General features: G+C 49.8%; 11 protein-coding genes, 1 tRNA gene and 1 other RNA gene. 6 read left to right on the top strand and 7 right to left on the bottom strand.

The window, feature by feature from the left end:
* Positions 1–200 precede the first annotated feature (200 nt).
* From GTPT_RS17065 to msrA, 3 genes are all read right to left on the bottom strand, one after another.
* A non-coding RNA gene (locus GTPT_RS17065) (RtT sRNA) lies at positions 201–326 on the bottom strand.
* 52 nt (positions 327–378) lie between these two features.
* Positions 379–466: transfer RNA gene (locus tag GTPT_RS09840), tRNA-Ser, on the bottom strand.
* Between the two features lie 170 nt (positions 467–636).
* A complete protein-coding gene (gene msrA, locus GTPT_RS09845) occupies positions 637–1,167 on the bottom strand; it encodes a peptide-methionine (S)-S-oxide reductase MsrA (RefSeq protein ID WP_029991735.1) in 531 nt (176 codons plus the stop codon).
* 125 nt (positions 1,168–1,292) lie between these two features.
* Here msrA and GTPT_RS09850 point away from each other — a divergent pair, with 125 nt between their 5' ends.
* The 4 genes from GTPT_RS09850 (at position 1,293) to otsA (ending at position 5,754) form a co-directional block, all read left to right on the top strand.
* Positions 1,293–1,814, top strand: a complete 522-nt coding sequence (locus tag GTPT_RS09850) for a hypothetical protein (RefSeq protein ID WP_029991734.1) — start codon at positions 1,293–1,295, stop codon at positions 1,812–1,814.
* Positions 1,815–1,866: 52 nt separating this feature from the next.
* Positions 1,867–2,031, top strand: a complete 165-nt coding sequence (locus tag GTPT_RS17510) for a hypothetical protein (RefSeq protein ID WP_156097539.1) — start codon at positions 1,867–1,869, stop codon at positions 2,029–2,031.
* A gap of 13 nt (positions 2,032–2,044) precedes the next feature.
* The gene (locus tag GTPT_RS09855; RefSeq protein WP_169740233.1) at positions 2,045–3,229 is read left to right on the top strand and encodes an ApeA N-terminal domain 1-containing protein; all 1,185 of its coding nucleotides are present in this window, start codon (positions 2,045–2,047) and stop codon (positions 3,227–3,229) included.
* A 1,118-nt stretch (positions 3,230–4,347) separates the two neighbouring features.
* Positions 4,348–5,754, top strand: coding sequence for an alpha,alpha-trehalose-phosphate synthase (gene otsA / locus GTPT_RS09860; RefSeq protein ID WP_025902975.1), 1,407 nt, complete (start codon positions 4,348–4,350; stop codon positions 5,752–5,754).
* 74 nt (positions 5,755–5,828) lie between these two features.
* Here otsA and argS read toward each other — a convergent pair whose 3' ends face one another.
* Entirely contained in the window at positions 5,829–7,559 is a 1,731-nt protein-coding gene (argS, locus tag GTPT_RS09865; protein WP_025902976.1) for an arginine--tRNA ligase, read from the bottom strand.
* A gap of 270 nt (positions 7,560–7,829) precedes the next feature.
* Between argS and GTPT_RS09870 the strand changes: the two genes are divergently transcribed.
* Positions 7,830–8,399: a VOC family protein gene (locus GTPT_RS09870; RefSeq protein WP_038011396.1), complete on the top strand. Its 570-nt coding sequence runs from the start codon at positions 7,830–7,832 to the stop codon at positions 8,397–8,399.
* A gap of 1 nt (position 8,400) precedes the next feature.
* On the opposite strand, the gene GTPT_RS09875 is transcribed toward GTPT_RS09870, so the two are convergent.
* The gene (locus GTPT_RS09875) at positions 8,401–9,549 is read right to left on the bottom strand and encodes a MalY/PatB family protein (protein ID WP_029990143.1); all 1,149 of its coding nucleotides are present in this window, start codon (positions 9,547–9,549) and stop codon (positions 8,401–8,403) included.
* A 94-nt stretch (positions 9,550–9,643) separates the two neighbouring features.
* On the opposite strand from GTPT_RS09875, the gene cutC reads away from it, so the two are divergent.
* On the top strand, positions 9,644–10,384 hold the full coding sequence (gene cutC, locus GTPT_RS09880; RefSeq protein ID WP_038011364.1) for a copper homeostasis protein CutC: 741 nt from the start codon (positions 9,644–9,646) through the stop codon (positions 10,382–10,384).
* Positions 10,385–10,636: 252 nt separating this feature from the next.
* Here the strand turns inward: cutC and cmoB are convergent, their stop codons facing one another.
* Complete coding sequence (cmoB, locus tag GTPT_RS09885) at positions 10,637–11,605, bottom strand: tRNA 5-methoxyuridine(34)/uridine 5-oxyacetic acid(34) synthase CmoB (RefSeq protein ID WP_025902979.1); 969 nt, start codon at positions 11,603–11,605, stop codon at positions 10,637–10,639.
* The gene (gene cmoA, locus GTPT_RS09890; RefSeq protein WP_025902980.1) at positions 11,602–12,330 is read right to left on the bottom strand and encodes a carboxy-S-adenosyl-L-methionine synthase CmoA; all 729 of its coding nucleotides are present in this window, start codon (positions 12,328–12,330) and stop codon (positions 11,602–11,604) included. Before cmoA ends, cmoB begins: the two co-directional genes overlap by 4 nt.
* Positions 12,331–12,333 lie beyond the last annotated feature (3 nt).

A 12,333-nucleotide genomic window follows, 5' to 3' on the forward strand; every position in this document is an offset into this window, starting at 1 on the left:
CCCGACCAACGGTGCAAACATCCGCGGAAAAGCGGATTGTGATTTTGTTTTAAAACCGGAAAACAGTGGCGATGCCCGGATAGCAGGTGTTGGGGCGCTATCCGCAGCGCCGAACGCAGAGTGACGGCCAGATGCCGGTGAGGCAGAAAATAAGGCAATAAAAAAGCCTGAACTTTCGTTCAGGCTCTCTTAAAGAATGATGGCGGTGAGGGAGGGATACACTCGCTGCGTAGCAGCTCGCCCTTCGGGGGGCCGCTGGCCCTGCAAAACCTGTCAGGTTTTGTCGAACCCTGCGAGGGTTCTCACCCTCCCGGCAGGATGCCTGCTGACAGGCAATAAAAAAGCCTGAACTTTCGTTCAGGCTCTCTTAAAGAATGATGGCGGTGAGGGAGGGATTCGAACCCTCGATACGTTGCCGTATACACACTTTCCAGGCGTGCTCCTTCAGCCACTCGGACACCTCACCACTTTTTGTTGTCAGTCGCTGTAGCGGCTAACGGGGCGCTACTATAGGGAGTCAGTCGCAAACGGTCAAGAATTATTTTTCTCTTTTGTTTTACCCGGTTAGCTTATGAACGAATTGCTTTATATAACCGCAATTCGCTGCTTTTTCGGGCAGGGGTTGCGGTTGCAGGATCAGTCTTTCACTTGTTCAGAGTAACGCTTACGCAGCTTCTGAAGTTTAGGCGGGATCACTGCCAGACAAAAACCGTTGCGCTGACCTTCACCTTCCCAGTAGTTCTGATGATAGTCTTCAGCCGGATACCAGGTCTGTAACGGTTCGATAGTGGTGACTATCGGCGCACTGTGGTCAGCAGCGGCGCGGGCGATGGCGGCTTTCGCTTCCAGTTCCTGCGCCGGGGTGGCCGGGAAAATAGCAGAGCGGTACTGAGTACCGATGTCATTCCCCTGGCGGTTCAGCTGGGTAGGGTCATGAGTCGCGAAACTGATATCCAACAGGTCTCCATAACTGACCAGTGCCGGATCAAAACCGATACGAATAGCTTCAGCGTGGCCTGTCGTCCCTTCACAGACGGTCTGGTAAGTCGGATCCACAGTGGTTCCGCCGGTGTAACCGCTCTCGACCGATACCACACCCTTAATGCTTTTAAATACCGCTTCGGTACACCAGAAGCAGCCTCCGGCAAGCACAATCGTTTCTGTCATTTTTCTCTCCTAAGTCCTTGTCGCGTAATGGTAATATTATCTCAGGAACCGAAATAACCACTACCAAATTTTGGTTGATCGCTGTAAAATATGGCAAAAAGGCAGCCAAATTTTAGAGGTTCCTGATGACCAGCACCACACCGCGAGGCATTCAAGAAATTAGTTGTACATTAAAAGATGACACTGTCAAGAGTGCACATCGTGTGCGGATTACAAGGCAGAACTTCAAAGGTCAACGGAGTAGAGTTTTTTATAACTTAAATGAAGCCAAAGAATATTTGTCACTCTCAAAAAGCGTCCAAGGTAAAAAGTTAATTTATTCCATTGAGCACACAGAAGAAGAAAAATATTGTGCTGACAAAGAAAATCGGAATGATTTTAGCTTTGAGAATTTTTTGAAGCTCTACATTCGTGATTACATTGATACCAAGCCACGAGAAAATGAGATTCAAAAAAGATACCATGCAAGCACGGTAGCTTTTTACAATATTGTTCTTGAAGCTTCCATTCTTGATAGATCCCCCACCTATAAAGAAAAAGTAGACATGGGTATCGGCAATCCTGAAGATCCAGTTTATAATTCCTTCGGAAAATACGACATTCGAAAAACCACTAACAAAAAGCATTACTTAAATAGAGAAAGATGAGCTCCTAGATTTATTTATTCAGTTTTCCAACTAATACAAAATGTAGATGATTATGAAAAAATATGACCACTTCGAAGAATACGAATGGATTGGCTTGTTTTGGGCGGAAACCATTCCAAATGAATCAGAAATATCCATGGAATTTCCGGGGAAACTAACTTACAGTATTGAAAATGGAGTCCAATTAAGTTTCCTTTACCCGGCGGTAAAAAAATAAAAAATTAAAATATATCCATGGCGCCCTTGAAAACGGGGAGAAATGCACACTATTTGGGGATTTTGATCCAGACAGGTTTGGTTTTCATTTTGGTGAAATTTCTATATATAAAGCAAAGATTACTTTTAATTCTGTAATTTTCGGGATTCATACAACCACTGAGGATAAATTCGACGGAATATCATTGGATCTTACTAACTTCCAAGAGTTTTGCCACCCTCAAGGATTTCTAGACTTGGCAAAATATTCTGAGAAACCGATTTTCGCTGAATATCATGGCGACATTGAAATATCGTTGGTGAACAGTGCGAAATTCAAACAGTTAGAGTTCAATGTTGATACACTTTTTCATTGCAGAAATGAAGAAGCAGGTCTTGAGATAAAGAATGCAATAAAAGAAGTAATTGAAAAATACAAGGGCGAAGAAATACTTACCAGGACGGATATAGGCTGGGAGTTGTTGTTAAAAAATAAAAACGGCCTAACTATTTATGAAGCAATGAAAAATACTTTACTGATAGAGCAATTCTTGTCTCTATTGATTTTCTCTCCAACAAGAAGAACACGATTAAATGTACTAAATCGAAGCGACGAACAGCCGGATCGTTTCAAGTATTTACCCACCTTAACAACCCTATTTGACATAAGCAAATTTAAAGAAAAGGTTCTCAAGGCAAATTTATCACACATGTATCTTCCAATTAATGGAAGAAATATTGATTTTGGAAAAACAATAAAAAACTGGTTTGCTGAATATGAGAAATTCCAAATGTATGCATTTTCTTTGTCTAATAAATTTGGAAGAACAACAGAGCCTGAAATAAGATCAGAAATAATTGTCAATCTCGCACAAATAGAAGCAATTGCAAATAGTTTAGGAAAAACAAAGTCAAACGAAAAGTATGACTTTCCCATATCACACTATGATAAAGGCCAAATAAGAGAAACTCTCCGAAGAAGTCTTAAATTGTCAGAGTCAGAAAAGATAGGAGCAGCATTATCTGAGTTAAGAAGTGAAATTGCACATTTTGGCAGACCAATAACCAGGATAAAAAAAATGTCCCTCTCGGATTTGCACACTGTTCAAAAGTGCTTGAGTTTTATCATATGTTCTTCTATATACGAGAAGTTAGGGATTCCCGAAAAAAATATCTCTGCATTCCAGGAGCGGCATTTGTCCCAAACCAATCGATTTTAATAAATACATTAACCAAATGCCTTTAGAAGATAATAAAATTGAACCTGAAGATTAGTTGAATTCAAACTCTGAATAATAAAAAATCCAGTCATTCCGACTGGTTTTTTTATTATTCAGAAAACCCCCAGTTAGGCTGGGGGTTCCGTAAAGCTTTCAGCTTTGTGCCGTATATAAAAAACCCTTTTGATTTGTTAAAACACCTTGCGGTCTGGTAACTGCAAAGGTTCAACAGGAAATCAAAAGGAGGTCCTAATGACGAAAAGAACTTAGCGCATATCCGATGCCTACCATGAAGCTGGACCAGATCGTCAGGGTCCTTCTAACTCATGAGGTCCTTGGGGGACCGGCACCAGCCAAAGAACAGCACCTTGGATGAGTAACCAATAAAAATCAACAAAAAATATGTAGCCATATAGATCAATAAGTTCCAAGAGTTTTGTTGCCATAAAAATACATAACTAGTCTTATAGATACCAGAAGCAGCCCCCGGCAATTACTGCATATTCAATAGTCATAATAAGTTCTCTCTTGTGTACTGCTTCATTGTGCTTATGAGTATATCAGATGCGCTCAATAACCCATTTTTCAACCCGGCCTGTCATTAAATGCCGAAGGCGGAGCAGGCTCCCGGGATGATCTGAACGATTTTCCATCAGAAAACCTGCACATTGAGTCATACCTGTCGCCGGAGGAGACCGCCGGAAAATATTCGTCATGCGGCCACGCTGTGGAAAGAACCGACCTCCGTGGCAGGATAAATTACCCAAAGCAGTCTATTATTAACAATAAAGTAACAAAAGTTAAGCGTGGGTGAAAATATCTGAACTCAGTAAAACTGAAAGGCGTGCTGCAAGACTCAATCCGCCTCTCTGCCACCGGGATCTGACCGGGCCCCGAAACCTGAATAATATGCCCGGGACCCTCGTTGCCTGCCTCACCGGCATACCTCCGGGTGCGTTGGCCACTATCTCCGGTCGCCTGCGGCATAACGTCGTTAAAATGGCAGGATCCTGGTCAATACTCCGTTGAAAATCAGCGTAATGACTGCCATTGGACATACGCTCTGCATGCCGGTGTTACCCGGTACCGATAATCCTCACTAACAAGGAATCTTCAGGATGGGTCAATTAGTTGTAGTGTCTAACCGGATAGCTTTGCCGGTGAACGGAAAAAGCAGTGCAGGCGGGCTGGCCGTGGGCATTCTGGATGCATTAAAAAAGAACGGTGGATTATGGTTTGGCTGGAATGGTGAAATAGCGGAAATTTCCGGAGAAGAAGAACCGGTGTCAAAAACGTCTCATGACGGTATCAACTATGCTTCATTCAGCCTTAATCAGAATGATTATGATCTGTATTATAGCCAGTACTCTAATACGGTGATCTGGCCCGCGTTCCATTACCGGTTAGATCTGGTGGACTACCAGCGCACAGCCTGGGAGGGGTATTGCCGCGTAAATCAGTTACTGGCTGCCAGACTTGCCCCCTTACTCAGTGAAGGCGATATCGTCTGGGCGCACGATTATCATTTGCTGCCGTTTGCCGCAGAATTACGTAAGGCAGGAAAAAATCCGCCTGTCGGTTTTTTCCTGCATATTCCTTTTCCGGCCCCGGAGGTTTTTAATGCGTTGCCGGACCACAAAACGCTCCTTGAAATGCTCTGCAGCTATGATCTGCTAGGGTTTCAGACGAAAAATGATAAACAGGCGTTTCTCAGCAGCCTGGATCAGGCCACCGGGCTTACTAAGACGGAAGAGGGCCGCTATCAGGCATTCGGGCGTACATTCAGTGTTGATCATTACCCGATCGGCATTGAACCTGAAAGTATCCGGCAAATAGCTGCCGGGCCGTTACCGCCGAAAATGGTGGCCATCCGCGAAGAGTTGGGGGATGCAAAGAATATTATTGCCTGCGAGCGACTGGATTACTCCAAGGGCTTGCCGGAGCGATTTCTGGCGTATGAAGCCTTGCTGGAGCACCATCCGCGCCACCGGGGACATATCCGTTATACCCAGATAGCACCGACTTCCAGGGGAGAAGTGCAGGCTTATCAGAAAATCCGCCATCAGCTGGAAACCGAAGCCGGACGGATTAACGGTAAATACGGTACGCTCAGCTGGACGCCGCTCTATTATCTTAATCAGCACTTTGACAGACGCTTGCTGATGAAAATATTCCGCCTGACGGATATTGCGCTGATCACGCCACTGAGGGATGGGATGAACCTGGTCGCTAAAGAGTATGTTGCCGCGCAGGATCCTGAAAACCCCGGGGTGTTGATCTTGTCACGTTTTGCCGGCGCCGCCTGCGAACTGACGTCAGCACTGATAGTGAATCCGTATGATCGCGGGGAAGTTGCTGCAGCCATCGACCAGGCGATCACGATGCCCCTCAGCGAACGCATTGAACGTTATCAGCAGATGATGGCGGTACTGACGCATCAGACAATAGATCGCTGGCGGGATACTTTCCTGCAGGACTTACGTTCAGTGGGCCGTCTGACCGGTGAACCACAGGACAGGGGCTAAGTGTAAGAATGAAGGTCAGTGAGTGTCAGCCGGTCACGGGTCGGCCCCGACAGATGCCGGGGCGACGGGGACAGTTACATCCGGTCAACTGTCCTGATACCCAGGGTATCCAGACCACACTTCAGCGTCTTCGCGGTCAGGCTCGCCAGCTTCAGGCGGCTCTGACGGGTTTTCTCGTCGGCAGCAGCCAGAATAGGGCAATGTTCATAAAACCCGGAAAACAGGCCAGCCAGATCATACAGGTAAGAGCACATCACATGCGGAGTACCTTCACGGGCCACCTGCAGCAGTGTTTCTTCAAACTGTAACAGACGGGTTGCCAGGGCCGCTTCACGGCTTTCAGTCAGAATGATCTCACCCTCTGCGGCATGGACATCAGCGCCGGCCTTACGGAACACGGACAGCACACGTGTGTAGGCATACAGCAGGTAAGGAGCGGTGTTTCCTTCAAAGGCCAGCATATTGTCCCAATCAAAAATGTAATCAGTGGTACGGTTTTTTGACAGGTCGGCATATTTCACTGCGCCGATACCAATGACTTCTGCCAGGTTCTGCAGTTCATCTTCGGCCATCTCAGGGTTTTTGCTTCTGACCAGCGTCAGGGCGCGATCGTGGGCTTCATCCAGCAGGTCGGCCAGTTTAATGGTACCACCGGCACGGGTTTTGAAAGGACGCCCGTCTTTCCCCAGCATCATTCCGAACATATGATGTTCCAGCGGGATACTTTCCGGCACATAACCGGCTTTACGGACAATGGTCCATGCCTGCATCAGGTGCTGGTGCTGGCGGGAGTCAATGTAGTAAAGCACGCGATCGGCTTTCAGGGTTTCATAACGGTATTTGGCACAGGCGATATCCGTAGTGGTGTACAGGTAGCCACCATCTTTTTTACGGATGATCACTCCCATAGGTTCGCCTTCTTTATTTTTATATTCATCCAGGAAAACGACGACAGCACCTTCACTTTCCACGGCCAGACCTTTCGCTTCCAGGTCGGCAACAATCCCCGGTAGCATCGGATTGTACAGGCTTTCACCCATCACATTATCGCGGGTCAGGCTGACGTTAAGGCGGTCATAGTTGTGCTGGTTCTGAGCCATGGTGATATCCACCAGCTTTTTCCACATCTGTGCACAGTATTCGTCGCCACCTTGCAGTTTAACGACATAACCCCGGGCACGTTCGGCAAAGGCTTCATCCTGATCGTAAAGCTGCTTGGCTTCGCGATAAAACGCTTCCAGGTCGGCAAGCGCGATTTCGGTGTCCTGTTCCTGCTGTTTCTTTTCCAGGAAGGCAATCAGCATACCGAACTGGGTTCCCCAGTCACCGATATGGTTGGCACGGATCACGTCATGTCCCAGGAACTCCAGTGTGCGAACTGAAGCATCCCCGATAATGGTTGAACGTAAATGGCCGACATGCATCTCTTTGGCGACATTCGGCGCTGAATAGTCGATAACGATACGTTGCGCCGTCACCGGAGAAATATTCAGTTTATCGTGGCTCAGCGCCAGCTCAGCCTGTTCCGCCAGGAACGCGGGTTCCAGGAAGATATTAATAAAGCCCGGACCGGCGATTTCAGTTTTTCCGGCGATACCTTTCAGATCCAGATGGGTGAGAACCTGCTCTGCGAATTGTCGCGGAGCCTGACCCAGTTTTTTAGCAATAGCCATAATGCCGTTGGCCTGATAATCACCGAACTGTGGTTTGGCAGACTGGCGGACCTGCGGTTCACAGTCAGCAGGCGCACCTGCTGCGATCATTGCCTGACTGACTTTTTCTGAAAGAAGAGCCTGAATATTCACCGAATTACCTTCATAAGCTGTTAAACCCCTGACCTGACAACGACAGGCTGTCAGGCGTACGCATGTAAAAAAGCGCAAACGGGTATTAATCGAAATTTAGCACAGCAGTATACGTGAAACCGCGGGTGACGTCAGTAGTCGGATCGGTGCTACCTTCCCGGTAGTGCCGGCCGGCCTATGGCCGTGAAGATGTTATTTTTATCACGTGACTTTACTTACGCCCGGCAAGCCGCAAAAATAGCGCCCCGGACCTTATCCTGATAAATGACTATGACTGATAACGCAACTTTTTCCCGCTTCCTGCCCGACCTGGCGGCAGATTTATCCCGTTTCTCTGGTGACCTGAGCGCGCTTGCGGAGCGTCTGGGATTACCCCTGGCAGAGTTACAGCCTGACCATATTTCTGTGCGTTGCCATCAGAACACGACAGCAGAACGTTGGGCTGAAGGACTGTCACAACTGGGGGAGATGTTCTCACAGGCTGAAATTAATCAGCGGCCGATTTGTCTGTTCCGCCTGCATCAGCCGATAAGCTTACTGGGCTGGCAGATACGGGCGGTGGAATTACCCTGGCCTGGCAGCAAGCGTTATCCTCATGAAGGCTGGGAACATATTGAGGTGGTATTGCCCGGGGATCCTGACACGCTCGGGCAACGGGCTATGGCATTGATTGCCGACCACGGGCTGACAGCACCCGGAATTTCGTTTAAAACCAGTCGTCCGGCAGGGGACCAGGATATACTGCCTAATCCGACACTGGCGGTGACGGACGGTAAAACGACCATTAAATTTCATCCGCATACCCTGGAAGCGGTAGTCGCCAGCGAACAGGCGAAATAATTTAAGCGGTCGCTTCTCTGGCAGCGTGCGCAAGCCGCCCGATAGCCAGATCCAGCGTTTGCGGGGCACAGGCATAGTTCATCCGCACGGAGTGCGGGTCACCAAAGGGGGCGCCCGCGCTGAACCCAAGCCCGTGCTGTTCAAACCAGAGTGCGGGATTATCCACCCCAAGTCCGCTGGCATCAATCCAGGCCAGGCTGGTGGCCTGCGGGGTGATCATGCTCAGGCCGGGGATTTGCCCGACAGCATCAGCCAGTCGATCACGATTATTACGCAAAAAATCCTTCTGAGCCTGGAGCCAGTTATCGCCGTGTTCCCAGGCGGCTTCGGACGCGATAATCCCCGTCACTGACGGAGGCGGTAGCAGCCCTTCAGTGGCCTGTACGAAGCGGTCACGTAAGTGCGGGTCGGCAATGATGGCAACCGAAAGCCCCAGTCCGGCAGTATTAAAGGCTTTGGCCGGGGAAAACAGAGTCACGGATCGTTGGGCGGCATCTTCATTCAGTGCAGCAAATGGCTGGTGCCGTTTACCCGCCGTCAGCACCAGATCCGCATGGACTTCATCACTGCAGACCAGCAGGTTGTGACGGCGGGCAAACTGCTGGAGCTGAAGCAGTTCTTCCCGCGGATAGACATAGCCGGCGGGATTATGAGGATTACAGAGAAACAGCCATTTCTCGTCCCCCTGCAGCTTTTCATCCGTGAGTGACAGCGGCATTTGCCAGTGCTGATCACTTTTCCGTACCGGCATCAGCGATTGCCGCCGCTGAAGGCGCTGTGCAAACTGACTGAAAGGCGGGTAGTGCAGGGAGGTCGTAAGTGAGGCCTGATCGGGACGGCTCAGGTAGCGAAGAATAATTTCAATGGCGCATTGTGTCCCGGGCAGAAACACCAGCCATTCCCGTGGCACGTGCCACTGGTGATGGCGGGCAAGCCAGGCCATGCAAGCCTCTGCCAGTTTTTCCGGTGCGACCGGATACCCGAAAATACCGTGAGCCACGCGCTGCTGTAAGGCCTCAATGACACAAGGTGCCGTGCGGTAATCACTGTCAGCAATCCACATGGGGAGAATATCTTTTCCGGCATATTTCGCCCACTTAACGCTATCACTGTGAACCCGGTCGACCCTTTCTCTGAAATTGAATGTCATTATTACCCCTCCCGTTTACAGGACGACGCACGGTCGTTTATCGCCCCAATATCACACTGTAACAACCTGCCCGAACTTTTATAAGGAGAATGTCATGGCTATGCTGGAAATCTGTTGCTACGGTGCGGAGTGTGCCCTTAATGCTGAGAAGGCGGGCGCTGATCGCATCGAGTTATGTGCTGCCCCGTCGGAAGGCGGTCTCACCCCCTCCTTTGGTCTTCTGAAGGAAGTCATCTCGCAGGTGACCGTTCCGGTGCATCCTATCATCCGTCCGCGAGGGGGCGATTTTTGTTACAGCGAGTCAGAGTTCCGGGTGATGAAATCTGATATTGCACGGGTCCGTGAAATGGGGTTCCCGGGGCTCGTGATTGGCATACTCGATGCCGGAGCGCATATCGACCTGCCACGTATGAAAGAAGTTATGCATCTTTGCGAAGGCATATCGGTCACTTTTCACCGGGCTTTTGATCTCTGTCATAACCCTTACCGTGCGCTGGAAGAGTTGGCCGACCTCGGTGCAGACCGCATTCTGACTTCGGGACAACAGGAATGTGCCGAAAACGGACTGGTGCTGTTAACCGAACTAAACCAACTGAGTCAGACCAGGGGCGGGCCGGTAATTATGGCCGGAGCCGGTGTCAGGCTCAGTAACCTGCAGCGATTTGTGGCTGCCGGACTGACTGAAGTCCACAGCTCGGCCGGTAAACCGGTCAGTTCACCGATGCATTATCGCAAAGCGGGGGTGCGTATGAGTGCCCTGGGGTCTGCCGATGAATTTACCCGTTATGTGGTGGATGAAGAAATGGTGGCGGCGATGAAGAGTATGCTGCAGTAGCGCAGCTTTTTGCGGGCTGATTAGTGACGCTGTCACTTTTTCGGTGGTGCAGGATGAATAATGGGTCGGAGACACACAGAGATACCGTGCAGAAAAAACGCACAAGCGGGTCATGGTCGTCCGGAGACGTTTGTCGCAGAGAGTCTTCAGCAGAGCAGACTCACGGTCCGCTTCACTGCAAGGTATTTCGCGGGAAGAGGCTGCCCGGACGCTGAGCTGAACGGAGCCAGCAGACTGGCCCCGTTAGCAGCATCAGGGTTTACGTGCAATCAGTACAGCACGTAACGGTGCAGGATAACCCTCAACGGTCAGTTGCGGATTTTCCGGGTCGAGGAACTCTGCCAGTGAATCGCTGGTCATCCATCCGGTCCGGCGCTGTTCACTGGTTGAGGTCAGTGCATGGTCGGCAATACGGACATCCGCAAAGCCACATTTTTCCAGCCAGTTTTTCAGTGCTGCAGCGGAAGGCAGGAAATAGACATTTCGCATCTGCGCATAACGCTCTCCCGGTACCAGTACCGCGTTTTCATCACCTTCGATCACCAGCGTTTCCAGTACCAGTTCGCCGCCGCTGACCAACTGACTCTTCAGTTGCCACAGATGCTCCAGGGGGGAACGGCGGTGGTAAAGGACGCCCATCGAGAAAACGGTATCAAACGCATTCAGTTCCGGTAACTGTTCGATACCTACCGGTAACAGATGCGCCCGCGGGTCATCGCCCAGCAGTTTACGGACCGCTTCAAACTGGCATAAAAACAGCTGCATCGGGTCGATACCGACCACCATGGAAGCCCCGGCACCCAGCATTCGCCACATGTGATAGCCGCTGCCGCAACCGACATCCAGAATCGTTCGTCCTTCCAGCGGGGAAATATGCGGTAATACCCGATCCCATTTCCAGTCTGAACGCCACTCTGTATCAATATCGGTGCCGTAAAGTGAAAAGGGACCCTTGCGCCAGGGCATCAGCTGGCGCAGTAATGTCTCAATCCCCTGGCGCTGGCGCGGGGTCAAATCATCGCTGTCCGCGGTGACGCCGTTGACCAGGTCAAGGCGTTGCGGTGTCAGCAACGGTAAGTGGTCAATGGTCTTCTTCCAGTGACGGAAATGGCCATGTAAACTCTCACGCTGCCACTGACTCAACTGAGCCGGCAACACTTCCAGCCAGGGGGCGAGAGGCCCCGTCGCAATTTGCTGATAAAAACGTCCGAAATCAATCATTTTAAAGCCACAAGTGAACCAAAATTAAAACACTGAAACCACAGTTCCGCATGACGGAATCCGGCCTGCGCCAGTCGTGATTTATGCGTACTGACGCTGTCTGTCAGCATGACATTTTCCAGCATGCTGCGTTTCTGACTGATTTCCAGCTCGCTGTAACCGTTGGCACGTTTAAAATCATGGTGCATTTCGAATAACAGTTCACCGGTCTTCTCATCATCAAAGCTGAATTTTTCTGATAACACCAGCGCACCGCCGGGATTCAGCCCCTGATAGATTTTCTCCAGCAGTTGCAGACGCTCTGCCGGGTCAAGAAACTGCAGCGTGAAATTCAGCACGACCAGCGATGCATTACTGATATCGACAGAACGAATATCGTCTTCAATCACCTGTACCGGTGTCTCTGCCCTGAAGGCATCGATATGGCGACGGCAACGTTCCACCATTGCCGGTGAATTATCAATGGCGATAATTTCACAACCGGGATGGCGGATATTGCGGCGTACGGAGAGGGTAGCAGCCCCCAGCGAACAGCCAAGGTCATAGACACGGCTATCCGGCCGGACAAAACGTTCGGCCAGCATCCCTATCATGGAAATAATATTTGAGTATCCGGGCACTGAGCGCTGGATCATATCCGGGAAGACTTCGGCAACCCGTTCATCAAAAGTCCAGTCACCTAATCGTTCAATGGGTGCTGAAAAAAGGGTATCACGGTCAGACATCAC

It is taken from the genome of Tatumella ptyseos ATCC 33301 (assembly GCF_000735525.1).
GTDB classification, from domain to species: Bacteria; Pseudomonadota; Gammaproteobacteria; order Enterobacterales; family Enterobacteriaceae; genus Tatumella; species Tatumella ptyseos.